We start from the raw sequence: 25,182 nt of genomic DNA, 5'->3' as shown, positions 1-25,182 counted from the left end.
AGTTGAGTTAGGTTCGAAGGAGCAAGCGAAGCGCGTCGAAGGATCTCTAGGTGAAAAAAGCAGACAAAATAAAATTCATCAGCGAAACGCTCGACGAGTTGCTTCCAAACCCGCCGATTCCACTGGATTACTCTGACCCTTACACGCTCCTGGTCGCGGTCGTGTTGAGTGCGCAATGCACCGACCTCCGCGTAAACCAGGTGACCAAGGAACTTTACAAGAAGGCGAAAACGCCCAAGGCCATGGTCAAACTCGGCGTCGAAAAAATCACCGAAATCATCAAGCCTTGCGGGCTTTCGACCACCAAGGGCAAAAACATTTTCAACTTGTCCAAGATTCTTGTCGAAAAATACAACAGCGTTGTGCCGCAAACCTTCGAAGAACTCGAGGCGCTTCCCGGCGTCGGCCACAAGACCGCAAGCGTCATGATGATTCACGCATTCAAGATTCCCGCCTTCCCGGTGGACACGCACATTCACCGCCTCGCAAAACGTTGGGGACTTTCCGATGGCTCTTCTGTAGAACAGACTGAAAAAGACCTCAAAAAAATTTTCCCCGAAAGCGAATGGGAAAAACGCCACCTACAAATCATCTTGTTCGGTCGCACTTACTGCAAAGCTCTAGGCCACAAGCCCGAGCAATGCCCCATCTGCAGCAAGCTCTAGTCGTTATTCCGCTGGTAAAACCAATAGTAGAACAGGCTCCAGGCCCCCCACAGCACGCAAAGCCACATTCCTACGTAGCCCGCGGTATAAACGGCGTTTGCAATCGTATCGTACTTGAGTAGTAATCCTGTCTCAGACAAGATAAAATTCCAGTCATGGAATCCATAAGGGGCTTCGGCACCGGTACCGCCGCTAATGAGCATCAGCTTCATGTGCAATGCATCGTCAATATACACCGCCACGTCGATAAAGTTTTCGAACGCCCACCAAAGCGCCACCGACGCTCCTAAAATATCGCGCGGTTTAATCCACAGCGCAAAGCAGAATACGAGCGGCATGATAATCTGGAACAGCGAACCGCCCAGCGAATGCAACACGCGATTTCCGAAAATCGAAAACACCAAGTGCCCCGTTTCATGCACCGGCAGATTCAAGCAATGCAAATATTGCGCAATCCATGCGTCGTAACCATCACGCATCAATTGCACCGTAAAGAAAATCATCGCAATCACAAGCAACAATCTAAACGGAACAAAATGCGCACCGCCCAGAGTTTTCGGATACAGCAAAAACTGGACAACCACGGGCCACGTTCCGGGATCATCCAAACAAAAAGACGACGGCGTTTCATGCTTCACCGTCACCAGATTTAAACGTACCTGGTCTGTCGCTTTCTGTTTCTCGTTTTCCATCACTCTAAATATACCCAAATACTTACAATTCGGAACAATAAACCCCTAAAATAGAACCATTCTTAAGCAGGCCACTTTTTCCGATTTCTTTTTTACAATTCAAGGGTAAACAGAACCACAAAATAAAGCTATCTTGACACAAAATTTGGAGTTGTGTCTATGTTGAAAAAACTGACTACTGCAGCCCTCGCTGCAGCCACAATCGCTTCTGCAGCAAGCATTACTGTCGACCCGACCGCAACCAAGCAAGAAATTGTCGGTTTCGGCGGCGGATCCGTTTATTACCAGAGCTGGATAACGGCACTTGCCGACAAGAACAAGCAAGCCCTTTTTGATACAGCCTTTACGGGCCTCAACCTTTCTCTTTTGCGCGTGGGCAACTGGCTCCAGGCCGATACTGCCAAGGTCAGCCAAGACGATATCGAAATCGTGCAAGCAGCCAAGCAGCGCCTCGGCAACCACTTGAAGATTGAAATGTCCAGCTGGTCTGCACCGGGCAACCTCAAGCCGAGCGGCAGCGTGAACGGTAAAGACGGTTCAAGTTCGGCCGACAACTCCCTGAAAAAAGTCAGTGGCGACGCCTATGGTGCTTACGCCTACAGTGACTTTGCCGCCTGGTGGAAAAAGAGTCTCGAAACATACAAGGCCGCAGGTATCGCACCCGACTACATCAGCATTCAGAATGAACCGGACATGAACGCCGATTACGAAGAAACCCTGTTCAATCCCACCGAAACAGACACAGCGGCAGGTTACAAGCAAGCTTTAAATGCGGTCTATGACGCCGTGAAGGGCACCACGAAGATTCTCGGCCCCGAGCCCCTCGGCATCGGCTATAACAACTTTCAGAAGTATGCCAAGGAACTTGACGAAAACAAGCTGGACGGCTATGCCTATCACCTGTATCACGCAGGTGACGGCAACGACAACTCCGGCAACAACTACCTCGCTCCTGAAAACTTCCGCAAGGCCATGAAGTCCATCGGCTCCACCTACGGCGGCAAGGGCAAACCCATTATCATGACCGAGTTCTGCAACATGCTCGACAAGACCCGCGAAGAAGACATGGTGGGCCTCGCCCACATTATGCAGGTCGGCTTTACCGATGGCATGCTCGGCGGTTACATCGCCTGGGAACTCTTCTGGGGCGAAGGCCGCGGCCAGCTCATTGGCGTTTGCACCGAAGGCTGGGGCAGCTGCAAGAAGGACGAAATCGTCATTGGCCCTGAATACCACGCCATGCGCCATTATTCCAAGTTCGTGAATCCGGGCTGGAAGGCAATCTCTGCCACTACCACCGAAAACGACCTCAAGACAGTCGCCTTCGCAAGCGCCTCCGGCGACTCCGTTACCGTGGTTGTCATCAACACTGGCAAGACCGCCATTCAGCTTGACGCTCCGGCAATCAGCGGCATGAACGTCGCAACCGCAGTACAGTCCAAGGAAAACGGCTTCAAGAGCAAGAACATCACCATCGCCAGCTGCTATATGCTCCCGGCCCGCTCGGTGACGACGCTTGTTCTCACCAAGACCGCAGCCGCCTCGACCGTCGCCGCCTGCCAAGACGAAACGACCGACCCGAACTACACTGAACCGGTCATCACCCCGTCTGCAGACGTCGTCATTCTCGACTACTCCAAGACCACCGACGTTTCCACCTGGCAGGCCATGAGCGACGACCTCGGCGCCGTCACCTACGAAGCCGGCGAACTCGATGGCATAACCGGTTACGTAAACGTTCCGCTCGCCGGTTGCGAACAGGCCGATTGCGGCTACAAGAGCCAGCTCGTAAACATCAGCGAAGAAGGTGCCGCCGCACTGGCAAACTGCTCCGAACTGGTGATTACCATGCGTAGCCAGGACAACTCCAACGCCTACGTGAACGTGGGTGCCGCAAACGGTGGCAACTGGGTCGACTACCAGTACGGTCGCACCGCCGCCGCAGGCAAGTGGAGCGAAACCACCGTTGATCTCGAAAAGGAAGGCGACAACGGCTCTACCGCCCTCCACTTCAACAGCGACGCCACCGGAATCTACATCGCAAAGATTGTGGCCACAGGCTGCTCTTCTAGCGGTATCATCAAGGCACCCAAGTTTGCAGCCAACGACCGTTTCGCCCCGGCGAAAGTCTTCGACCTGAACGGTAACCTCGTATGGAGCGGCCTCAAGGGCCAGGCTCTGAACGCCGACGGCACGCTCCGTCTCGAGCTGCGCCAGGGCATGTACCTCGTGAAGACGAAAAACGCTACGGAGAAAGCGATAAAAAAGTAGGAAGTTAGAAGTAGGAAGTAGACAGTATTTTTCTTTCTACTGTCGGCCGTCTACTTCCTACTCAACAAAAAAAGCGGGCTTTAAGCCCGCCTTTTTTGTTGCTTTAGCAACTATTACCCTTCTTCGAGGGCTTCCTTGAATTCATCGACTGTCGCGATGTATTCGTCGATTTTGTCTTCCTTAGAATCAAGGTAAGAAAGGATCTGTTCCAAATGTTCCTTCTTGAACACGGCCTTGAGCTGACGGCTAGCGTGACCGCGGTAGCCCCATTCCTTGAGGATTTCGTCGGTCACCACGAAGGCGTCGTTCATGGACACAAAGCGCATCGGACCATAGACAGCCCAGTTGTGTTCCATCTGCATGCATTCCGGTTCTTCAAGTTCCGGGTTAGCCATGTAGCGCTGGATATGGCGGGTACGCACATCCTTGATCTTGTCGATGCGCATGTAACCCATAATCAAGTACTTGTTGCGGAGTTCGGAATCGCTCAGGCCTTCGTAACGGGTGCCGAACAGAATGTAGCGGCTCTTTGCCTTGAGGATTGCGTTAATCGCCTTCACGTTATAGCAGCTCATCAGACCATAGGTGCTGGTTTCGTAGTTGGGTTCATAAAGGAAACCCTTACCGTTTTCGTTCAGCTGGTCACGGACCGGCATTTCGGACTGGTGGCTGGTTTCGACGTAGAGCAAGCTACCGGCTGCGTTGCCGCGGTAATCCTGCCAACCTTCGAGATTGATCTGTGTTTTAGGCATTTGTCATCCACTCTAGTTAGGTTAAACTTTGGGAACCCCGAATTTTTGGTCCGGGGTCCCCTTTTTATATAAATCTTACAATCGGACTACTTATGGTAGTCCGTTGCCCATTTCAATACGCAAGATACAAATTTATAAGCTAAAAGGTAACTGACTCTGCCGAAAAACCGGTCATTCCAAAGAGCGACGCCCCTTTTTCGAAGAATTTCGCGGTGTCGGTGGTCAAAAACCTTGTTTTTCCATTTTTTGTAAGGCGGGCATCCATCTCCGGATGACGCTTCAGGTAGTCCACCGTCTTCTCGGAAACAATGTCACCCTGAAACACCAGCTTCACGTTTTCGGGGAGTGCGGCACGGATTGCCCCCTCCAGGAGCGGGTAATGGGTACAGGCGAGCAAGACCGTATCGATATCCGGGTCTTGGGCGAGCAAGGCGTCCACGTCCTTCTTGACAAAGAATCGGGCCCCTTCGGATTCCCTTTCGCCGTATTCGACCAGAGGCACCCACATGGGGCAGGCATGCTGCGTCACCTTGAGCTCGGGGTAAAAATGGTTGATTTCAATCAGGTAACTGCCCGACGAAACCGTACCCGCCGTCCCGAAAATTCCGATATGACCCGACTTGCTGAACTTGCCGATTTCTTCGGCGGTGGGTCGCACAATGCCGAGCACGCGTTTGTCCGGGAATTCATACGGCAGCACATCTTGCTGAATACTCCGGAGCGCCTTGGCCGACGCCGTATTGCAGGCGAGAATCACCAACGGACAGCCGCGGCTGAACAGCTCGCGCACCGCCTGCAGCGTATAACGGAAAATCGTCTCGAAACTGCGGGAGCCATAAGGGGCGCGGGCATTATCGCCCAGGTAAAGATAGTCGTACTGCGGCAAAGCCTTCTGCAGGTTCTTCAAAATAGTCAGACCACCAAAACCTGAATCGAAAACGCCTATCACAGAGCATCCTCCATCATCTTGTGGACCATGGGAAGCATGTGAACCTTGGGGTCGAATTTTTCGTTTGCTTTGCGGCACTCCAGAACATCAAGCGGAGCAAGCACCTTCACATTCACCTGGCAACGCTTGGTGTCTTTACGGCGTTCCCACACGGGGCCAGAACCCTTAATGACAATCGGCAACATAAAGGCATCGTTTTCGCAAGCAAAGCGGAATACACCGCTCTTAAATGTGCCTAGCGCACCGGTTTTACTGCGGGTCCCTTCAGGGAAAATAAACACGCGCACCGACTTGCCCCTTTTAGCAATCGCATCTCGGACAGCCTTTGCAGCACCGCCCTTTTCGCGGTTTACCAGAATGCATCCAATCTTATGCATCCAGAAATTCAGGAACGGTATCCGGGCGAGCGACTTTTTCGCTACAAAACCAACCGTCTTCTGGAGCGACAAAAATACAATCGGAATATCGGCAAACGAATTGTGGTTGCCGACAATGAACACCGGGCGGCTCCAATCCACCTTGCCGAGCTGCGCCTGATCTTCAATCGTCAAGTCTACACGCAGAACCTTCATGCAGAATCTTGAAAAATCCTGAATTTTACGGTCAAGCCACGCATCAAAATTTTTTCCGTAGTAAGGCTTGGTAAACGGGAGCGAAAGGATATAAAACAGCATATACCCCAGCACCGCCACCGCGACATAGATTTTAAACAAAATTACAGGCATATTCCATTCCGAGCTTCGATTCCTTTCGTGAGGCAAAAATCTTGAACGTCGAAACCTTCGCAATTTGCCTTTCCAGAATCTACGCTTGCAATATAATAAAAAGAGACACGCCTCGGCACGGGTTACCCCTACGTAGTAAAGCCTACGTTCCTCATCCAATTGCTTTTTACGGGCCTTGCGGTCGCCTGTACATTCCCCGGGCGTAAGTTTCTCACATAAACCGGCATAATACACCACCGCATACTGGAGTCCCTTGGATGCATGGACCGTTTCGATGTGTACACCATCTTCTATAGTCACCTCTGGTGCGGTAACTCCATTTTTCATTTCGCCCGCCTCCGTCACCGTTTCACCCGCAATGGGAATATTGTAGTCCCGCAGCGCCTGCTCATAGTAAAGTCGTTGACGGTTGTAGCGAACCAGAATCGCAAAATTTTTCCAGGCGAGGTCGTAACCTTCGCGCAATTCCTTAATCGACATGATAATCTTTTGAATTTCTTCAACCGGATTATCGGACACCCAAATTTCGGGCTTGCGATTTTCCTTGTACAGCGGATTTCCGCCAGAGCCGTTCAAATTGCCAGCACGCAGCATCTTGCGCAGGTGAATCGGCTTATTCTTGAAAATGTCATTCGCCAAATACAGCACATTCGGCACCGAACGATAATTCCATTCCAGGCGAATCTGAGTAGACTCCTTGAAGTCTTCGCAAAAGCGTTCGATGTTTCCGATGTCGGCACCGCGGAATCCATAAATAGCCTGATCGTCGTCGCCTACCACGAATAGTTGCTTACGGTCGCCGAGCAAGCCCTTTACCAAGCGGTATTGCGACGGATTGATGTCCTGGTATTCGTCGACCAGAATTTCTTTCCACTGTTCGCGAAAATAATTCCGTGCCGCCTCGTTGGTTTCGAGCAACTGAATCGCCGAATAAATCAAGTCTTCGAAAACGACTTGTCCCGATTCCAGCACCGCATCGCGAAGCGGCTGCAGTTTTGCCGACACTGTCGCTCCGTAGCAATCCGAAAACAAATTTTCCCGAGACACCTTGACTTTCAGCTTGAGTTTCGAAAGCGCCTGTGAAAATTCACGTTCCGAAGACTCCGTCGGCGAAGGAATTTTCTTGAAGCCAAGCAGTTCATAAGCCGGGCGCTCGCCGCCCGCACTTCCGCACGGAATCTTGCACTTGAGCATGTAAAGCGCAAGCGAATGGAACGTACACAGCCGCACGCCCGCATTCGGGAATAGTTTCTGCACGCGTTCCCGCATCTCGGCGGCGGCCTTTGCGGTGAAGGTCAACGCCAAGATTTTTTCAGGTTCTACACCGCAAAGAATCCTGTACTGGATTCGCTTGGTCAAGACGGACGTCTTGCCCGAGCCGGCCCCCGCCAAAATCAGAAGTTGCGCATTTTTCTCATGGTCGTGCAACACCGCTGCACGCTGGTCAGAATTTAAGCCCTTGAGTATTTCTTCGGCGTCCATAACGCCTCGTAGGGAATGGGGCGAAGTACATGTAAGTCGCCACCGCTATCTAAAAACCGTCGCACGCCCCAGGGTATTCCAAGGCCTGCGCCGTCGAATTATTTCGGCTCGCCTGTAGTCTTAGCAGGCGTATTTGTCGCAGGCGTTCCGCCAAGCAAAAACACGAATGCACCGAACAGGCTCAGCACCAAGCTCACAAAGTAAGCGAGCAACTGAATCACCACCGATTCTAGGCCCGGCACTCCGGCACGTGCAAACAGCGACTGCGCCAAAAGTTCACGCGGGCCAAAACCACCAATCGAAATCGGAAGCGCACTCACGATTGCCACCAGCGGAATATAATAGAAGTACCACGAAATCGAGAGGTCCACGCCCACCGCGATTCCGCAGAAATAATGCACCAGAATTCGGAGCCCCTGCGTCACCGCCGAAAGCATGTTGATGGACGCCAAAAGCTTTACCGAACGGAATTGCTGGAATCGTTCGAACATGTGGATTAGGCGTTCGTTAACCTTTTTCGGAAAAATCTTCGTGAGCGCCTTGCACAACAAGCGTCCGAGCCTACGGCTGCAAAGGGCGGCAAACAACGCGCAGAACCCCAGAAAAATCCAGACCGAGGGCCACATGAACGAGCGCTGTGCCTCGTCGTGCATAAAGAACAGAAGGCCCATCGCAAGAGCAAACAGCGTAATAAAGAACAGCCCGTAAAGGCGGTCAAAGAATGTTGCCGTAAGCCCCGCACCCACGGTATCCTGGCCACCCTGCATACGGATGTCGTAAACCTTCTTGGCATCGCCACCCACATTGCCCGGCATAAAGTTATTGAAGAACAAGCCCACGTAATAAAGCTTGAGCAAATGTCCGTAACCGAGTTTCACGTTCTGCTTTTCGAGCAAAAGTTTCCACTGCAGGCACGCCGTAAAGTTCGAAAGTCCAAGGCACAAAAGCGCAACAAACAAAGGCCAAATGCTATGCGTACTGAACAGGCGATACAAATCGTCGACGCTCCAGTCAGGCGCCATCACGATGTTTCGGTACACAAAGTAAGCGGGGACAGCCGTCACCACCAACTTCAAACAAAAAATCAACGCCGATTTCAGTCGGCCATTCATTTTACTCATTTCCTCCCCCCACTTGCCGCTCTATAACGGCGTCCTGCAAAAGATCGAGAGTCTTCTCGGCAGCAATGTCCCAGCGGAACTCGCCCGCATAGCTTTTTGCCGCCGCCGAAAGCCTCGTGCGCAAATCGTCGTCGCTATAAAGCCTGTCCATTTCGGACGCACAAGTATGAAAATCCCCCACCGGGAACAAGAGTCCCGTCTCACCATTCCTGACGCTATCGCGGAGTCCAGGCACATCGCTTGCAATCGTCGTCGTCCCAAGCCTTGCAGCCTCCACTACCGTGAGGCCCCAACCTTCCTTGTAGCTCGTCTGCAAGAGCGCCACCGCTTTCTGCAACAAGGCGCGTTTCTTTGCAGGTGTTACAAATCCCAAAAGTTCAACACGCTCCGTAAGCCCGCGCTCTTTAAGCCACGCCGGAATCTTTTTCAAAAGCGGGCCGTCACCCGCCACCACGAGTTTTACATCGGGGTGGTTCTCGTTCTCGGCAAATTCTTCAAAAGCCTCAAGCGCCGTCCAAATTCCCTTGTAGCGGTGCACGCGCGAAAGCCACAAAAAGTACGGCGTACTCGGCACTTCTTCAGACTTCTCGACCTGCGACGGATCCACATCGTCGGAGCCGTTATAGATTACCGAGATACGGTCTTCGTCAATTCCGATTTCTTCCAGTTCGTACTTGGTACTCGGGCTCACCACCACAAACGGCTGCTTGCGGTAGAACCACGGAATAACGCGTTCAAACGCCCACACCATAAAGGCAATCGGGAACGACGCCTCATGGAAAATGGAGCTACGCCACAAGTGATGCATCTGCACCACCACCGGCTTCTTGGTCAAGAACGGCGTAAACAGCGGAAGCTTGTTCAAGTCCTCGACCACCACATCGAAATTGAATTCACGGTCCAGCTTGCGGATATTCATCGCCACCGTGAGCTGGAACAGCAGATCGCCCCCCTTGCGAATCACCTCGATACCGTCGACCGTCTCGCGAGGCTTGCAACCTGCAAAAGCCGTCGTCAGGAGCACAACCTTGTGCCCCGATTCTACAATCTGAGAAAAAATACGGTGAAGGTGCTTTTCGGCGCCCCCTGCGGCGGGGTGCATCCGGTCGCGGTAATTGACTACAAGGATGTTCATCGGCTAGGGCTTTCTGCCCAGGACTCCAATGCACAACTGCGTGTAGTGCATAAGCGAATTGTTTTCAAGAGAATCCAGAATCTTGTCCTTAATTTTCTGGTAAGCGGTTCCCTGCAGCGGATACTTCGGCAGTTCCACGCCCACCTTGAAACCCACTTCGCGCACAATGCGGTAGAACAGGTTCGGTCGCATCCAGTCGCCATAGTCATAAACGCATTCAAAGCCCGCATCGGTCATGAGCTTTTTCAGCTGCGGCATGGTGAACTGCTTTTCCCAACCGGCAAACCACTTGTCCATCGCAATCAAAATGTGCTTGATTACGGTGTAAGGGTGAACGGTCTGCGGAACGTCGCACAGGCAGTGACCGCCATGCTTTAGAATGCGGTAATTTTCCTTGATCAGCGGGAGCGAATCCTTAAAATGCTCGGCCAGGCCCTGATGGAACACCAAGTCAAAAGTGCAATCCGGGAACGGAGCCTTGAAGGCATCGCCACGCACAAGCTTCAGGTTATCGTAAAGGTTGTCCTTCGCGCGAATGCCATCCACAATTTTCAAACTGTTTTCGGCGTAATCGAGCACATAGACGTCGGCACCCAAACGAGCCAGTTCTGCGCTGTCGCGACCAGTACCGGCGCCCACTTCCAAAACCTTGAGGCCTTCGAGTTTAAAATTCTTCTTAATCGTATTCAACACAGACGGGGACGAAGGATAAACCTTGTCCATATCGTTCTTCTGTTGCCAAAATCTGTTCCAGACAGACTGATCAGGTTCTTTAATAGACATAGCGTGTAAAATATACTAATTCGGAATTCAAAATTTGGAATTCAATTTTTGCCGTGAGCCGAAAGCGACTCGTATAAACGAGTCGTGACGGCGAGAGTGAGGCTATATCACATTTTTTTGTTAGAAATAGAGCCGAACGGTCTGTAAAGGGGTATGCTTCCCCCTGCCCTTAAGAACCCGATAAAATTCCGAAAAAACAAGCGCGCTATGTCTGCGGGCTTTTCCCACACAGCACCGATTTGTCATATTTTTATGACAATAGTTGAAATTTTAAGACAATTTTTCTAAATTACGGGACAAAATTCATCAAAGTGTGACAGCATACGGTAAATTTGGTACTTTTTGCAATTTTTTTACACAATTGGCACGCATCTTGCTTAAAAAAAAGCGATATTAAGGATGTAAGGTTATAAAATGCATATTGATTCTACTGATACAACTCTAAAACGTTACCTCGAAGATATTAGACGCACCGCTCCCCTCTCTCGTGAAGAAGAGCAGATTCTGTTCCAGAAAGCTAAAGAAGGCGACAAGATCGCCCGTAAAAAGCTTATCTCTGCCAACATGCGTTTCGTTTTGAAAGTCGCTATTCAATACCGTGGTTGCCCGATTCCGCTGCCGGACTTGGTGAGCGAAGGCGCCATGGGTCTCGTGCGTGCTATCGAATCCTTTGAACACACTCGTGGTCTTAAGTTCATTAGTTACGGCGTGTGGTGGATCAAGGCTTACATTACCCGCGCCATTAACGAACAGGGCAACCTGATTCGCTTGCCGGCGAACCAGCACTTGCGCGTGCGTAAGGCTTTGCACGAACAGAGCCGCGGTAAGGAAATCAACGAAGAGATCCGCGAACTTATCCAGATCGGTCAGCGCGGCGTTTCTTTCGACAGCCCCCTGAAGGCAGACTCCAAGGCAACGTATGCCGAAGTGTTGCCCGACGGCACCGCCACAAACCCGGAAAACGAATCCGAAATCCAAAGCGTCGAAGCTTTGGCCCGCGACCTCATGGAACAGCTTCCGGAACGCGAAGCCAAGGTGATTACAGGTATCTTCGGTATCAACCAGGAAGCTCCGCAGACGCTTCGCGAAGTGGGCGAATCCATGAACATTTCCCACGAACGTGTACGTCAGTTGCGCGACCAGGCTCTGCGCCGTATCCGCAAGTACAACAGCAAGGAATTCTTGCAAGACAAGAAGGACGCATTCCTCGCAGCGATTAATAAATAATTAATCGCTGCCTATGACGCATGGGGCTCCGCCCCCTGGACCCCTTTCCCACAAGCTGACTAAAATCAACAAGTAGGGGTCACTTCGTTTCGTCATGCAAACAACCAACAATTAAAAAGCCCGGTTGAAAACCGGGCTTCTTTTTATATCAAACTTTTCGGAAAGCACGCACAGACTCAAAACTCTTTCGTCTCTCGTCTGTAGCGAGCTCGCGAGCGTTCTTTCGCCTACTTCTTATGTTTCTTGCGGCGGACACCCCACTTGTCCTTGATTTCTTCGACAATCTTCCTGTCTTCGTAGCGGACTACCATCTTGAACTGAACGTTGTAAACGCCAGTTCCCACGAAGCGTCCCTTGTGATCCTTGAAGTTCCAGTTCACAAAGACCTTCTTGTCGGTTTCAAGGCAGTTGCCGCCGAACTTCGGGCTGTTACAAGGTACCGTGATAATGGTGTCGTTCACGTACTGGCCCAAGTGGTCGAAGTAGTTCACAATGAACGAGATATACACATCTTCGGGCTTCAAGGAATCAAGTACCGTCGGGTCGTAAGAACCATCGGCAGAGACCTGCGCACGGTCCAGAAGCTGCGGCACAAAGCGTTCGCCCAGCTGCACCAACTGGCCAAGGGCGCCTTCTTTTTCCATGTCTTCCTTGGTAGTCGAACCCGGCACGTAGCGCAGGTTCACCGAGCTCACGGTCTGCAAGGTGTATGTCTTGCCGTCAGCATCTTCCCTCGGGGTATCATCGTTCAAGTCAAAGCAGCCCATGTTCGTCGCTTCAACCAAATGGTTCAACAGGCCGCCGATAATGACCGACTGCGGATTTTCACCTGCGGCATTATCATAGTTATCCTTGATGGCGTCCTTGGCACCCTTACGCACCATAATAGAGTCACCCGGCATAATCGTACCGTCGCTGCCGTTAAACACCAGCTTTGCGGAAAGGCCGTCAGCGGACCAGTCGATTCTCGTGGGATTCAGTTCAATCACCTCTTCACCATGAACATAAGAGAAATAATCCTTTCCCTTAAGGTCCTTGGTATGAATCGGTTCAGAGAACATCACCAGAAGCGTGTCCGCCTTCTTACCGTAATCCAACGTAGCGCTAGCCACCACCGGAGCCATCTTGTCGACCAGCGGAGCAACGTCTTCGTTCACGAAGGTTTCACCGAAAATCTTGTAGTAGGTGTAGATATTGGCCTGCGGCAGGTCTTCGCTAATGCTTGTCACGCCCGAGGCGAGTTTCGTCGTAGAGAACACTTCCCAAACAACGCGGGTTGAATCCTTCGGATCAATCTTCAAGTCTACCGGCTGTGCCTGCAGCTGGATCATCATGCCGCGATAGCTGTACCACGGGAACGTCATGTAGAGCGTACTGTCGATATCGTCCTTCGTCAGTTTCTTGTCAAACACGGCCACGATCTGGTCCAAGACGCCATCGCCATCGGTATCCCAGTATTCCACATTCTGGACTTGCGGGAACCTGTCGACCACCTTGACGGGCACTTCGCGTTCGTATTCGTCAGACGTAATATAAGGCAGGTTCGTGAAGGTTGCACCCGGATACAGCGACACGCTATCCTTGTAGTCACCCTTCAGCTTGAAACTCTTGCCCACAAAGATCACGATATCCTTGGCCGGCATGTAGACTTTCTTGATTTGATCCACATCGAAGCCATAGCGTTCTGCATCTTGCTTGAGCATCACCATCATTTCAGGAATGCTGACATCAACCGGGAACAGGTCGATATTGTACTGCAAGAAGAGAGAGTCCATTCCGTTTGCGCTGCGAATTGCATAAGCGTCCTTGATGACGTTGCTACCCACTTCCACAATCGGGGATTCACGCACGTAGGTCGCATCGGACCCCGCCTTGTCGCGATAAGACACCAGCGCCTTGGCATCCTTCGGGAAGTTGCCGACTGCAGGAATTTCCTTGAAGTCAGAGACATCCACCAGAATGCGGTCGCGAGCCGTATTCAGCCTGGGGTTCACGCAGTCAAAGGTCTTGTCGCCAATGACAAGCTGAACGCCATCCAGGAGGTAGGTTTCAGGCAGAGTATCCTTCAAGAGGATTTCCACATAATCCAGGGACATGTCGCCATCGGTATCCTTGATGTAACCGATATGGGTATCCGGAATTGGATCGTAGAAGTTGATGTTGTCGATAATGACCATTTCATTACCGCCGAACACCTTGATAGAGCCTCCCTGCACAACCTTGTCGGCTGTCACGAAAATCGTAACGGACCCATCAGCATTCACTTCGAGGTAATCCGTCTTTTCGCCCGTAGCAGGGTCAACCAGCTGGACATCCGTTCTAGACACAATCTTCAAGGAATCCGGGTCGCCGAAGTATTTCTTCACCTTTTCCGGATCCAGAGTGATAGCGACAACGTCGCCCACCTTGGCAGAATCCAGGCCGGAGTTATAATGCAAATCCAAGGGAATGCCCGTCGGGTCGTTGGTCAGTCTATAGCTGTTTCCATTGATCACCACAACCTTCGGGTCTTCCGGATTCGGATCCGTCGGAACGAGCACCACCGTCTTCGAGACAATGGAGTCTCCCTTTTCGAAGCGTTCCATAGTCGGGTACATGTCGAGACCATCGTCATCGTCATCATCTTCGTCTTCAACGCCGTAGTACTTATTAGAAGAACTGGAATAATCGCCTTCGTCTTCGCCGCTACCATGGTTCCTGCTCGAAGAAGACTTGCCGCCTTCATCTTCGCCGTTGCCATTGCCGCCACTCGAAGAATTACCGCCGTTGCTGTTGCTGCTGGAGTGGCCGCCATTGCCGCCGGAACTCATGTTAGAATCGCCTGCGCTGCTGGTACCGTCGTTACCGCTGCTGCCGTTATCGTTACCGGAGCTGTTCCCGTTGCTATCAGAACTGCCACCGTTGCTATCAGAACTGCCACCGTTGCTACCAGAGCTGCCACCATTGCTACCAGAGCTGCCACCATTACTATTAGAACTTCCGCCATTGCTGCCAGAGCTAGAAGCATCGCCACCGGAGCTGTTGCCGTTACCGCCGGAACTCATGTTGGTTCCGCTGCTGGAATTGCCATTGCTATTGGAGCTGTTTCCATTGCCATTGCTGCTGCTAGACTTCGCGCTGCTAGAAGATTCGTGATATTCCACCAGCGAGGAACTGCTATGGGAGTCACTAGACAAATCTTCATCGCCACCGGAGTGACCGCCTTCGCGGACCACACCCACGCCCGAGAGCGGAGCCAAGTCATCCAGATACTTATCGACGTACTGCACGTGAACCAGCACGTTATCGTTAATCAACTTAGCCGGATTAGCGGCAAAGTCCACAAAGACCATGTGTCCCGTATTGGACGCCACAAAAAGATGTCCGTAGCCGTCCGTTGTCCCCTGATCCAAGCGCCAACCCACAGGGCCGCCATCCCAAGTTCTCGGTTCCGGCATATTCGCATAGGATTCCACAAAGAAATACTTACGCAAGTCAATCGTCGCAACCACTTCGGCGGTCACATTCTTTCCTTCGACATGGGGCTTAATCTGTACAATGCGGGCGCCACCGAATACGAAGATCGTCTTGGAGTAGGGATCGTAAGTACCACCGTGAGCACCTTCCAAGCCGTCGATCAAGATCTTGGTTCCGACAGATTCAATCACCTTCTCGCCAACCTTTCCGCCCACTTTATCCTTGTTGGCTCGAGTTACTTCAACCCAAGTCGTATCGGTAAACATGCCGAAATAAGCTTTCTTGCTTTCATTCTTGCGTTCAGAATCCGTACATTCGCCGTAATCTTTTTTATTGTAGTCGTACTTTTCGCAACCGCCGCCCTTGTAGTCCGAATAGGTAAAGAAGGCTCGGCCTTCGCCGTCCCAAATAATGGTCGTCAACTGGTCGTTACCGCTTCTTTGAAAATTCGGCCTTAACTTAACGTAATAGCCGTCGGAAAGACTCGATGTTGCCGGATCCGCGTCCGTCGAAAAGCGATACAAATACCCCGGAATGCCCGAAGCCCACAGCCAACGTTTATTCGGGTCCATCATCAAGTGCCAAAAACCGTTTGTACTCGTTTTCGGCTGAGCAGTCCTGACCAAGCAAACCTTATTACTATCCTTGGCCGTCTTGCTAACCTTGTGAATAGGCGTACCCTGGGCAGCCACCAACAAGTCACCATCGGGGTGATGCACGATACCGTCGGCACCCTGCATGCCATCATTAGTTGTACACAAGGTCTTTCTGTCCGAAGGCTTCATCAACAAGTAGCCAGCACCATTGTACTGGTAGCTGATACTCTTGACACGGTCCGATTCTCTGAACTTGGTATAGTACAGAGTCGCCTTGGTTGCAGCATGGGGCACAATATCGCCAATCTGCTGAATCCAAATACCCGTCGCCGGATTTTCCGGGGCGGGAATTTCAGCGTCTGCGGCAAAGCTTGCTACCACAGACAACAAAAGTACCGGTATGAATTTTATCGATTTTCTCATGTTCGTACCCTCTAAAAGAACCTCTACTTAGACCTCTTTGCAGAAATGCCCCATCTAAAGATTCTTTCAACCTTAAAGTCGCTTTTTGCTCCGTAAACCTTAACTCTGAATTTTGCGAGATAGATTCCGGCACCCACTTTGCGGCCATTGTCGGCACGCATGTTCCAACGAACGTAGAGTTTGTCCGGATTTTCAAGGCAGTTGCCGTCAAAGAACGGATCGTCGCAAGCGATGCTGCCCGAAGCGCCACCCACATAGTTACCGATGTTGGTGTACACATAGAGCTCCCAGTGAAGCCCGATATCTTCCATATTCGGCACAGACATTCCCACGGAATCCTTTTCCATAATAGTGGAATAACCGATATCCATGAGCACGCCCAGAGAAGACTGGTCAGACGCTTCCTTGGCATCTTTCACATGTTCGATTGTGAAAGGCTTTACGCGGTCACTCAATTCTTCAGCCTTGTTCAAGTCGGCAAAGGAATTGTTTTTCATGATGACGCGAGGATCGCCTTCGACCATGACAGCCGGCGAAAGTTCAGAAACCTTGTTACCCTTCTTGTCCACGAGACCGCTCGTAAAATTGTCAAAGCGTACAGAGTCCGCAGGATTCATACGGGTAGCAAGATCCAAGCCCGCTTCCATGTACAGAATCAGTTCGCGGCCATCGTCGCTCCATTCCGAAGAAGTCAAGCTGTAGTGAACCCATTCCCCATCCACATAGAAGGCGAGGCAGTCATCCGTGAGATTCACGTTCTTCTTGTCCATGGCTTCGGAGAAGGTTATCTTGAACTTATCCGGCTCCATCATCTGGAAAGATTCCGGATTCAGGAACGTAGAAGAAATCACCGGAGCCATGTAGTCATTCATTCCGTACAGGGAATCCGGATCTTCAATGCTCTTGCCTTCGACAGAAATTGTATTCTTGACGACAGCGTAGCCATATTCAATCTTGCCGCCCTTCGAATAGGACTTGTCAATTCCTGTCAGCATATTCTTGATATCGTACTCTTCAGGATTAAGGGCAAAACCAAGCAGCGTGCCGTTTTCCGAAATCGTAAGGTCTGCAAGGTTCGGCTTGATGGCCACAAGTTCACCGTCGTTGTCGAGCCAGTAGAACGTAATGTCCATCTTCTTGAGGTCATCTTCGGTAATGGGAGTTTCAAAGCCGAGCGAGGTGGAATCCATGCGGCCATCGCCGTCACGGTCGTAGAAACCGTTCTTATCGTTATCCACATAAATGCGACCCGCATTCTGCACCGGCACTTCCTGGTTATTTGCACTAGTCGGCACACCGTCAGCAGCAGTGAGGATTCCGTCGGGGCAATCCTTGCTAGAGCAGATTGTCGAAATCTTGAGCATGTCGCCCACGGACACCACACCAGATTCCACCGTGAACACCCACTGGGTTCCCTTCTTGGAAATTGCATCCACATCGATCGGATTGCTGTTGAGCAACAAGCCTAGACCGCTCGTCCAGGACGGATCCATATCCTTGTTGAATCGAACGATCATGGTATCCGTACCATCACTGCCCTTGAGCAGCGTCGCCGACTGGATAGCAGCACCGATGCTATCGGTCAAAGAAGTCTGCTGCCATTCGCAACGACCGCCGACCGAGCACACACGAGCCTTAACAGCACCCGTTGCAGAATCTTTCTGCAGTTCAACCTTCACACCGGGATATTCACACACATCGCCAAGGCACGTTTTTTCGCCAGCGAATTCCTTGAAGGATTTATCATCCGGCCAGCTGTAGAAGAACGAATCCACCGACATGGAATCGGTCTTACCGCCAAACCAAGTCGCAATACTGTCGCCAATGCCGTCACCATTGCGGTCGTAAATAGCCGCCTTTTCAATCATCGGCATATCCGGATTTACGAACTGGTATTCACCCGGGAACGGCTCCGTCAAAATGAACTTAGTCGTGTCCTTAGGATCTTTGTAAGCGTTCATGCTGAAGGTCGAACCATCAGTGATAGCCTTGGGCGCCACCACCATGAACTTGCCGCGGCCACCGTTAATATCCAAGCGGATTGTTTCATCATCAAGCTTCAGGTCTTGTCCGCCTTCGCTCAGGAACATCAGGTTTTCGCTTTCGCCAAAGGGTGTAAAATAGAACGTCTTTGTAAGGCCCGTATCAACGGAGCCCTTTTGGGGACCCATCGGAATAATCGCCTCCACGTCGACATGCATGGTATCGCCCACTTCGTACTGAAGCTTGGACACGTCCGTCACTTCTTCACCTTTAACGATGTACTTAAGACGGGGCACGTAAAAATTATAGACAATGCTTACAATCGGGCGAGTCGCCACATCGTCATCCGACGTTCCCAAATTAATGTTGTACACTCCATAATCGCTCGAAATACCGAGCTTTACCAAACCGTCCGTTTCAGAAGACTTTACCTCAGTAAGGTTCTTGACACCGGAATTATCAGACTTGAGTTTGAGTTTGATTGAATCGAGTTTCTGTTCCTGCGGAACATACACATAGAACGAAGCTCCACGAACCGCTGCTTCTCTATTTTCAGGATCTTCACCTTCAGGAACAACCCAGAGGCTGGCCGTACGGCCATCGTTGATTCGGTAGTACTTGCAAGGATCTTCAGAGTTCAGCGTTTCCAAGGTCTTTTCGTCAACACAACGAATTAAACTATCAGCAAAAGAGCCTGTCGAAAGACAAAGCATCAACAGCCAGGCAACCGAAAGAAAATGACCTTTCATGAAACTCATTACAACCTCAATAAAAGCGAAAGATCTCTGCAAACATTTCTTTGCAAACTATCCTTTCCAAAGATATGATTTTTTTTCATGAAACGGACAACAAAAATTTACGTTGTGATACGAATCGCAGGATATTTTCAAATTTGTTTATTCCAAGTTGGAATAAGTATTTGCAAGGTCTGTAACGATATCGTCCATAAAAATCCAGCCGCGTCCTTCAAGGCGCAAGCAAGATTTACTTTGTAACAAATTTGACAGATTTCCGTGCTTTAAGAAGCCCTTCGAAATCCAGCGTTCGCACACTGATTTATCCAAAGAAATTCCCATTTTTTCGAGGTCTTCAGAACAAATTCCTCTAGATTGACGTAACGAAAGCCACAGGAACTCCATAATGGACGCTTCCCTATCCAGTTTATCAAGAGAAAGCATGGATTCCGGACAGTCAGACAGCACGTATTCCCGCCAACGGGGGTAAATTTCGGGAGCATAGTAGCGCATTCCACGCAAATAGCTGTGTGCCCCCGGGCCAAAACCGGCATATTCGCCCCGATTCCAGTAATTTTGGTTGTGGACGCTTTCAAAACCGGGCCGAGCAAAGTTCGAAACCTCGTAGCGCATTAGCCCCTTGCGTTCCAAAATTTCAACGCCCCCCATGTACATCGCTTCGTACAAATCCTCGTTTACCGTAAGTTCTCCACGGGCCACCCGGTGTCCGAGCCTGGAACGGAGTGAAACGTTCAGTCCGTAGAAACTGACGTGATTCAACGGGAAATCCGAAAGCCGGTCCACATCATCCAAGAAGCCCTGCGTGGTTTGCCCCGGCAAATCGAACATCAAGTCGCCATTCACCTGCAAATTTGACGAGGAAGTCAAAAGACGCAGGGCCGATACTCCCGTTTCTACCGAATGCGAACGGCCAACCATCTTCAAAATTTCTGGATCGAAGCTCTGGATCCCGAGACTGACGCGGTTTACGCCCAATTCCAGCGCGTTACGCAACGTCGCCTCGTTTGTCGATTCCGGGTTGAATTCCATGGAAACTTCTTTCAATTTTGAAGAATCGACCCCCACGGACCCTAGACATTCAAAAATCCGGCGCAAAAATTCCGGTGGTAGCTCCGAGGGAGTTCCTCCGCCCAAATAAAGAGTTTCCGCATTCGAAAGGAGTCCCGAATGCGCGTTCTCGAAACTTACAATTTCCTTACACAACAAGTCCGTATATTCCGAAAAAAGTTTCGATTGTGACGGCATTACATGAAAATCGCAATAATCGCAAATATGGCGGCAAAAAGGGATGTGAACGTAAACACAAAACATCTTTTACAAACGAATAAAAATATTACAATAAAACTTTTTTATAAAATTTAGATTATATAGATAGATATGGATACCAGGAAAAACAATAATTTCAAGAAAAAATTGAAGAAGCGGATCCCGCTCCTGATTTTCCTGACGTTATCTACCACCATCTTCTTTTTGGCATCGACCCTTCTTTTAGACGAATCGTACAAAGACATCATCATTATCGCCATGATTTGGGCGTTGCCGCTATTTATCCACTGAAGGTGCTATGGCCATTACCCGATTAACGCAGCGTAAATGTAAAGCAATTGCTTTTTATATCTTGAGTTGGGTGATTTTCACCTTAAGCGCCTCGGCCCTTTTGACGTACGGCGCCGGAAACGGTTTTGATTCATCGCGCATGCTGTTCATGTTGCAGTTGTCGCTTTTGATAGGCCTTTCACATGCCATTTACGATGTGATGATCTTGCAAGACGAAATGGACAAAAGGCCGGTAGCGGCAGCACTCCTGATACGTTCCTGGTTCTTTATCGCAAGCATATGCGCAAACCTGATTCTCTGCATTCTGATATGGGACATAGACAGGAGCGAAGGCCTTATAAACGAAGCGGCCCTGCAGCATGTGTTAAGCGTCTTCAAGCAACCCAAGACCCATATTCTAATCTTTGAGCTGTTCATGCTCGGGAACCTAATTACCTTCGTCCGCTCCGTGCACAAGAAATTCGGGACCCGCGTCTTTATGAACACTCTACTTGGCAAGAACCAGGAACCCAAAGAGGAAGACCTGGTATTCATGTTTATCGACATGAAGCATTCCACCGAAATCGCCGAAGAACTGGGACACGTCAAGTACAGCAACTTTATCCGTGACTACTACCGTCTGCTTTCGAACTGCTGCGAAGAAAACCACGGGGAAATTTACCAGATTGCAGGTGACGGCGCCTTTTTGACCTGGAAAATCAGCGACTGCAGAAAGAAGGCCAGACCCATCGATTGCTTTTACGATTTTGCCGAATGCCTGGAACGCACCGCATACAAGTTCAAGAAGCGCTACGGCATAGTCCCTGAGTTCAAGGCGGCTGCCCATTGCGGAAAAGTCATCTCCACCGAAGTCGGCAACTTCGGCAGTGAAATGGCCTACCATGGCGATGTGCTGAATACCACCTCCCGAATCCAAACCCTCTGCTCCAAGCTCGGGCAAGATTTCTTAATTTCCGAAGACCTTTACATTCGTTTGCCTCTACCCCTCCCCCACGGTTTTTTGGGGGTAAAAGCCGGATTTTTTGAATTACGGGGAAAAAAGAACGGAATTTTGATTTTTTCTCTGCATAAGCCCTTGACATAGTCCCCCAACTTTTCTATAATTGGACTACCCCGCGGGAATAGCTCAGTTGGTAGAGCACGACCTTGCCAAGGTCGGGGTCGAGGGTCCGAGTCCCTTTTCCCGCTCTAAAAAAAGAAAAGCCACCTATCAGGTGGCTTTCTTTTTTATAACACGGGAAGGGACCCGGAGACGAGACCCCTTGGGGGAGAGGGTGCGGCATAATTTGGCTCATGCACGCAGTGCGTAGAGACAAATTATGAGCTTGAGGCAAGCGCAGCTTGCATCGAGCCCGTAGGGTTAGACCGCAACCTTGCGCAAGCAAGGAATATTGCGGGCTAACAATCCCTTTTGACGCCTTCTCCCCAAAGAGGACAACTCAACTAAGCCACTAAAGTGGCAAGTTTCGTATAGGCGTCCGCAGCGTCACTCGGTCATGACAAAATGCGAGCATTTTGTCGCGACACTCGTTTAGCACACTTTTCCCGTTCAAAAAAAAAAAGAAAAACTTTAAAATAAACCTTAAATCACAAACAAATTCCTTAAAACGAAAAACACCCTGCAGGAGCAGGGTGCTTTTTCTCGCGTAAAGATGCAGCTATTAAGCAGCCTTCACAGTTTCCACGACCTTGGCAAAGGATGCCGGATCGGCGACGGCCATGTCAGCGAGAACCTTGCGGTTCAGCTTGATGCCCGACTTGGAAAGCTTGTAAATGAACTGGCTGTAGCTGATGCCGAGTTCACGGACAGCGGCATTGAGACGAGTGATCCACAGAGAGCGGAAGTCACCCTTCTTGTCACGGCGGTGAGCGTAGGCATACTGACCGGCGTGGGCTACGGCGTCGATAGCAAGGCGAAGGTTCGACTTGCGACGGCCATAGAAGCCCTTGGCGGCCTTAAGGATTTTTTTGCGGCGTTCGCGGGAAGGAACTCTGGTTTTAGCGCGTGGCATTCTTACACTCCTTATGCAACGACAAGCAGACGCTTGACATGGTAAACATCGACTTTCTTAACGAGAGCGCCCTTACGCAGGTTACGCTTACGCTTCGTGGACATCTTGGCAAGAATGTGGCGCATGCCAGCACGCTTGAACTTGACGTGGCCGGAACCAGTCAGGCGGAAGCGCTTCTTAGCACCGCTGTGTGTTTTCATCTTAGGCATTTTTACCTCTTTAGGTTATTAAGTTGAAGCCTCACCTGCTGCCATGGGCTCGGTTACGGGCTTTGGTGCCGGGGCCTGCTTTTTGGCAGTGCCTGCACCGCGTTTAGGACCGTAAATCGAGAGCATTGTGTTGCCTTCGACTCGCGAATCCATTTCCAAGTCGCCGTACTGGAGCAAGTCTTCTTTAGCGCGCTCCATCAGGCGTTTGCCGTAGTCCATGTGCGCCATTTCGCGCCCACGGAACTGCATAATAAGCTTGACCTTCATGCCATCCTGCAAGAACTCGGCGGCCTGCTTGATCCTGTACAGGTAGTCGTTCTCGGCCGTCTTCGGGTGCATCTTGATTTCTTTAAGCTTCACCACGTGCTGCTTAGCCTTAGCGGCCTTGGCCTTCTTGATCTGTTCAAACTTGAACTTGCCGTAATTGATGATACGGCATACAGGCGGCTTAGCATTGGGAGACACTTCCACCAGGTCCAGTCCGGCGTCCTTGGCCATCTGGAGAGCCTGTTTGGTATCCATGATGACGGCCTCGCCATCTTCCTTTACAAGACGGATCGGGGAAATGCGAATGTCTTCGTTAATGCGGGTTCCATCACTCTGTCTGTTCGGCATGCGACGGTCGCGGGGGTTTTGTAACGCCAAGTTAAGCTACCTCTAGGTAAAATTGTTATTGTGGCGCTAAATATAGTTTTTTTAATAAAAAATGCAAGAACTTTTTAACGAACCCCTTTGAAAATAGGCGAATTTTTGTATAATTGGTCTTGCTCGCGGCGGTAGCTCAATGGTAGAGCCTTAGCCTTCCAAGCTAATGGTTGCCGGTTCGATCCCGGTCCGCCGCTCTTAGACCCCTCTTTGAGGGGTCTTTTTTATTCTTTGTCCTTCATACAACGGATCGAAAGCCAGTAATCCTTGTAATAAGACATAGAACCGCCTATTGTGAGAACTATATCGAGACTCGTAACCGACAAGGTATTGGACGTATCCGTAGCACTGGGGTTAACGGTATAATACATGGCGCAATACCCATAAGATCTGGATTCGTTCCGATCCGTTCGGACTCCGGCCGGGTAAATATTCAAGCCCAAGGCGTCGTATGCTAAAGAACGGTCCGCACGGTCCGTACTCCAATGGGTTGTCGACTTGAGTAAAGGCTCAACCGATTCAACGCCCCCGTTCACAGCAATCGCATAAGCCTTCAGCTTATCCCAATCATTAGTCGAAGGAATTCTCCAGCCTTCGGGACAAGCCTCGAAAATATCACTCTGCTTATACAGGCGCCCCAAGAAATCACAATAGGATTCGTTTCTTTCATAGCAAGCGCTATTTTCCGTCGCATAATTGATATTGCTGGTCATCCAGACTTGGCTATCAGTTTCAATCGTATTATAAACGTGCCCATCACGTTCATCCACATATTCGCCAAAAGGCCCCGTATATTTTTGGACAGACTGGGGATCGGTCCAGTCTTCGACAACTCTCGGACCAGCCCGCACTTCACTAACCCCAACGGGCAACGTAACTAACTGATCTCTGATACAGCGAACGGAATATGCAAAATCATAGTTGCCCGCGGCATTGATAAAGTCAATAATGCTAAAATGGACAACGCTATCGTCGGTTTTGTAGGTTTGATAAACTCGTCTATAAGGATACCCGCCGTTAATATCGGTTTCATCAGAGGTTATCATGTGGGCCGCAGTACCCGCCTCATGATAGTACCCCCTAGAATCTCGATAACCCGCCGGAAGCAAGGCGAATCCGTACAAGTCCTTACTGGGCATGCCATCTGTCCAGCCGAAGGTCGCTCCTAGATAATTTTCAGTCCATTCGCTCGGATATTCCGGAGCGCCCAAACGCATTTCAAGGAACGAAACCGCTCCATCATATTCTCTTTGCGACGGAAGATGCCAGCCCGAAGGACAAACGGTTTTAGCCTCTGCATAAGTGTAGAGCCTTCCGTACTTTTCGCAGTTCGGTTCGTAATCCTGGTAGCAGTAACCACCAGAGGCATAATTCAGGTTTTGCCCAAACCACAAATCACCATTAACGACTACGGTTCTGTAAATCTTTCCATCTCTGGGATCCGTAAAAGTCGTGTCAAAATCCTGAACAGAAACAACCTTACTCGACGACGACCTCACATAAGACGAAGAGGAGAGCCGTTCCAAAGACGAAGAACTCTGCTCGCCCTGCGACGAAGAGCTAGACTCACTAGAAGAGGAACTGCTAGTAGACGCGAGCGAACTGGAGGACGCTTCGCTAGAAAGTCCATCATCCGGATACAGGTCGTCATCGTACGGTCCAGAGCTACTCTTCCCTTTGCAGCTCACCAGAACCATTACCGCGGCTAAAAATACCAGAAATCTAACTACAAAATTCATGCCCC

Annotated in this window: 19 protein-coding genes and 2 tRNA genes; 7 read left to right on the top strand and 14 right to left on the bottom strand. The window is 50.5% G+C overall.

Going from position 1 to position 25,182, the window contains the following annotated elements:
- Positions 1 to 50: 50 nt before the first annotated feature.
- Positions 51 to 665: an endonuclease III gene (nth, locus tag B9Y58_RS12880; RefSeq protein ID WP_073057680.1), complete on the top strand. Its 615-nt coding sequence runs from the start codon at positions 51 to 53 to the stop codon at positions 663 to 665.
- Here the strand turns inward: nth and B9Y58_RS12875 are convergent.
- Positions 662 to 1,357, bottom strand: a complete 696-nt coding sequence (locus B9Y58_RS12875) for a hypothetical protein (RefSeq protein WP_233247976.1) — start codon at positions 1,355 to 1,357, stop codon at positions 662 to 664. The genes nth and B9Y58_RS12875 overlap by 4 nt on opposite strands.
- A gap of 159 nt (positions 1,358 to 1,516) precedes the next feature.
- Between B9Y58_RS12875 and B9Y58_RS12870 the strand changes: the two genes are divergently transcribed.
- Complete coding sequence (locus B9Y58_RS12870; protein WP_073057682.1) at positions 1,517 to 3,628, top strand: glycosyl hydrolase; 2,112 nt, start codon at positions 1,517 to 1,519, stop codon at positions 3,626 to 3,628.
- A 113-nt stretch (positions 3,629 to 3,741) separates the two neighbouring features.
- Here the strand turns inward: B9Y58_RS12870 and B9Y58_RS12865 are convergent, their stop codons facing one another.
- From B9Y58_RS12865 to B9Y58_RS12840, 6 genes are all read right to left on the bottom strand, one after another.
- The gene (locus B9Y58_RS12865) at positions 3,742 to 4,380 is read right to left on the bottom strand and encodes a hypothetical protein (RefSeq protein ID WP_073057685.1); all 639 of its coding nucleotides are present in this window, start codon (positions 4,378 to 4,380) and stop codon (positions 3,742 to 3,744) included.
- A gap of 139 nt (positions 4,381 to 4,519) precedes the next feature.
- On the bottom strand, positions 4,520 to 5,329 hold the full coding sequence (gene murI / locus B9Y58_RS12860) for a glutamate racemase (RefSeq protein WP_073057688.1): 810 nt from the start codon (positions 5,327 to 5,329) through the stop codon (positions 4,520 to 4,522).
- Positions 5,326 to 7,536, bottom strand: coding sequence for a UvrD-helicase domain-containing protein (locus B9Y58_RS12855; protein WP_073057691.1), 2,211 nt, complete (start codon positions 7,534 to 7,536; stop codon positions 5,326 to 5,328). The genes murI and B9Y58_RS12855 overlap by 4 nt, the downstream gene beginning before the upstream one ends.
- A gap of 98 nt (positions 7,537 to 7,634) precedes the next feature.
- A complete protein-coding gene (locus B9Y58_RS12850) occupies positions 7,635 to 8,657 on the bottom strand; it encodes a lysylphosphatidylglycerol synthase transmembrane domain-containing protein (protein WP_073057693.1) in 1,023 nt (340 codons plus the stop codon).
- Positions 8,650 to 9,792 (bottom strand): glycosyltransferase family 4 protein, encoded by a 1,143-nt coding sequence (locus B9Y58_RS12845; RefSeq protein ID WP_073057695.1) that lies wholly within the window; start codon positions 9,790 to 9,792, stop codon positions 8,650 to 8,652. Before B9Y58_RS12845 ends, B9Y58_RS12850 begins: the two co-directional genes overlap by 8 nt.
- Before the next feature lie 3 nt (positions 9,793 to 9,795).
- Positions 9,796 to 10,575: a class I SAM-dependent methyltransferase gene (locus B9Y58_RS12840; RefSeq protein ID WP_073057698.1), complete on the bottom strand. Its 780-nt coding sequence runs from the start codon at positions 10,573 to 10,575 to the stop codon at positions 9,796 to 9,798.
- 414 nt (positions 10,576 to 10,989) lie between these two features.
- On the opposite strand from B9Y58_RS12840, the gene B9Y58_RS12835 reads away from it, so the two are divergent.
- The gene (locus B9Y58_RS12835; protein ID WP_072800257.1) at positions 10,990 to 11,802 is read left to right on the top strand and encodes a sigma-70 family RNA polymerase sigma factor; all 813 of its coding nucleotides are present in this window, start codon (positions 10,990 to 10,992) and stop codon (positions 11,800 to 11,802) included.
- 227 nt (positions 11,803 to 12,029) lie between these two features.
- On the opposite strand, the gene B9Y58_RS12830 is transcribed toward B9Y58_RS12835, so the two are convergent.
- The 3 genes from B9Y58_RS12830 to hemW form a co-directional block, all read right to left on the bottom strand.
- A complete protein-coding gene (locus B9Y58_RS12830) occupies positions 12,030 to 16,277 on the bottom strand; it encodes a hypothetical protein (RefSeq protein WP_143154715.1) in 4,248 nt (1,415 codons plus the stop codon).
- A 23-nt stretch (positions 16,278 to 16,300) separates the two neighbouring features.
- Positions 16,301 to 19,018, bottom strand: coding sequence for a hypothetical protein (locus tag B9Y58_RS12825; protein ID WP_073057703.1), 2,718 nt, complete (start codon positions 19,016 to 19,018; stop codon positions 16,301 to 16,303).
- A 138-nt stretch (positions 19,019 to 19,156) separates the two neighbouring features.
- Entirely contained in the window at positions 19,157 to 20,326 is a 1,170-nt protein-coding gene (gene hemW / locus B9Y58_RS12820) for a radical SAM family heme chaperone HemW (protein WP_073057705.1), read from the bottom strand.
- A gap of 66 nt (positions 20,327 to 20,392) precedes the next feature.
- On the opposite strand from hemW, the gene B9Y58_RS12815 reads away from it, so the two are divergent.
- The 3 genes from B9Y58_RS12815 to B9Y58_RS12805 all read left to right on the top strand — a co-directional run bounded on the left by B9Y58_RS12815 (position 20,393) and on the right by B9Y58_RS12805 (position 21,760).
- Positions 20,393 to 20,572 (top strand): hypothetical protein, encoded by a 180-nt coding sequence (locus tag B9Y58_RS12815; protein ID WP_073057708.1) that lies wholly within the window; start codon positions 20,393 to 20,395, stop codon positions 20,570 to 20,572.
- A gap of 70 nt (positions 20,573 to 20,642) precedes the next feature.
- Positions 20,643 to 21,656: an adenylate/guanylate cyclase domain-containing protein gene (locus B9Y58_RS12810; protein ID WP_158278366.1), complete on the top strand. Its 1,014-nt coding sequence runs from the start codon at positions 20,643 to 20,645 to the stop codon at positions 21,654 to 21,656.
- Between the two features lie 31 nt (positions 21,657 to 21,687).
- Positions 21,688 to 21,760: transfer RNA gene (locus B9Y58_RS12805), tRNA-Gly, on the top strand.
- Positions 21,761 to 22,233: 473 nt separating this feature from the next.
- On the opposite strand, the gene rplT is transcribed toward B9Y58_RS12805, so the two are convergent.
- The 3 genes from rplT to infC are packed head-to-tail and all read right to left on the bottom strand — an operon-like array spanning position 22,234 to position 23,438.
- On the bottom strand, positions 22,234 to 22,584 hold the full coding sequence (gene rplT, locus B9Y58_RS12800; protein ID WP_073057712.1) for a 50S ribosomal protein L20: 351 nt from the start codon (positions 22,582 to 22,584) through the stop codon (positions 22,234 to 22,236).
- Positions 22,585 to 22,595: 11 nt separating this feature from the next.
- The gene (gene rpmI, locus B9Y58_RS12795; protein ID WP_072800243.1) at positions 22,596 to 22,793 is read right to left on the bottom strand and encodes a 50S ribosomal protein L35; all 198 of its coding nucleotides are present in this window, start codon (positions 22,791 to 22,793) and stop codon (positions 22,596 to 22,598) included.
- Positions 22,794 to 22,811: 18 nt separating this feature from the next.
- The gene (gene infC, locus B9Y58_RS12790; RefSeq protein WP_233247974.1) at positions 22,812 to 23,438 is read right to left on the bottom strand and encodes a translation initiation factor IF-3; all 627 of its coding nucleotides are present in this window, start codon (positions 23,436 to 23,438) and stop codon (positions 22,812 to 22,814) included.
- Positions 23,439 to 23,563: 125 nt separating this feature from the next.
- Between infC and B9Y58_RS12785 the strand changes: the two genes are divergently transcribed.
- Positions 23,564 to 23,635: transfer RNA gene (locus tag B9Y58_RS12785), tRNA-Gly, on the top strand.
- A gap of 27 nt (positions 23,636 to 23,662) precedes the next feature.
- Here B9Y58_RS12785 and B9Y58_RS12780 read toward each other — a convergent pair.
- Positions 23,663 to 25,177 carry an FISUMP domain-containing protein gene (locus B9Y58_RS12780; RefSeq protein ID WP_083532354.1) on the bottom strand — a complete coding sequence of 505 codons (1,515 nt, stop codon included), beginning with the start codon at positions 25,175 to 25,177 and terminating at the stop codon, positions 23,663 to 23,665.
- Positions 25,178 to 25,182 lie beyond the last annotated feature (5 nt).

The sequence above is a fragment of the Fibrobacter sp. UWB15 genome (assembly GCF_900177705.1).
Lineage (GTDB): Bacteria > Fibrobacterota > Fibrobacteria > Fibrobacterales > Fibrobacteraceae > Fibrobacter.
The sequence above is the reverse complement of the archived record's forward strand: the minus strand, read 5'-3'. Positions and strand labels throughout refer to the sequence as shown.

Excerpts from the sequence above, each read along its gene's own strand:
- B9Y58_RS12875 (WP_233247976.1), bottom strand. The coding sequence starts at position 1,357 with ATGGAAAACGAGAAACAGAAAGCGACAGACCAGGTACGTTTAAATCTG.
- B9Y58_RS12850 (WP_073057693.1), bottom strand. The coding sequence starts at position 8,657 with ATGAGTAAAATGAATGGCCGACTGAAATCGGCGTTGATTTTTTGTTTG.
- B9Y58_RS12840 (WP_073057698.1), bottom strand. The coding sequence starts at position 10,575 with ATGTCTATTAAAGAACCTGATCAGTCTGTCTGGAACAGATTTTGGCAA.
- B9Y58_RS12830 (WP_143154715.1), bottom strand. The coding sequence starts at position 16,277 with ATGAGAAAATCGATAAAATTCATACCGGTACTTTTGTTGTCTGTGGTA.
- B9Y58_RS12825 (WP_073057703.1), bottom strand. The coding sequence starts at position 19,018 with ATGAGTTTCATGAAAGGTCATTTTCTTTCGGTTGCCTGGCTGTTGATG.
- B9Y58_RS12815 (WP_073057708.1), top strand. The coding sequence starts at position 20,393 with ATGGATACCAGGAAAAACAATAATTTCAAGAAAAAATTGAAGAAGCGG.
- B9Y58_RS12780 (WP_083532354.1), bottom strand. The coding sequence starts at position 25,177 with ATGAATTTTGTAGTTAGATTTCTGGTATTTTTAGCCGCGGTAATGGTT.
- B9Y58_RS12855 (WP_073057691.1), bottom strand. The coding sequence starts at position 7,536 with ATGGACGCCGAAGAAATACTCAAGGGCTTAAATTCTGACCAGCGTGCA.
- hemW (WP_073057705.1), bottom strand. The coding sequence starts at position 20,326 with ATGTTTTGTGTTTACGTTCACATCCCTTTTTGCCGCCATATTTGCGAT.
- rplT (WP_073057712.1), bottom strand. The coding sequence starts at position 22,584 with ATGCCACGCGCTAAAACCAGAGTTCCTTCCCGCGAACGCCGCAAAAAA.
- B9Y58_RS12835 (WP_072800257.1), top strand. The coding sequence starts at position 10,990 with ATGCATATTGATTCTACTGATACAACTCTAAAACGTTACCTCGAAGAT.
- rpmI (WP_072800243.1), bottom strand. The coding sequence starts at position 22,793 with ATGCCTAAGATGAAAACACACAGCGGTGCTAAGAAGCGCTTCCGCCTG.
- B9Y58_RS12865 (WP_073057685.1), bottom strand. The coding sequence starts at position 4,380 with ATGCCTAAAACACAGATCAATCTCGAAGGTTGGCAGGATTACCGCGGC.
- B9Y58_RS12870 (WP_073057682.1), top strand. The coding sequence starts at position 1,517 with ATGTTGAAAAAACTGACTACTGCAGCCCTCGCTGCAGCCACAATCGCT.
- B9Y58_RS12845 (WP_073057695.1), bottom strand. The coding sequence starts at position 9,792 with ATGAACATCCTTGTAGTCAATTACCGCGACCGGATGCACCCCGCCGCA.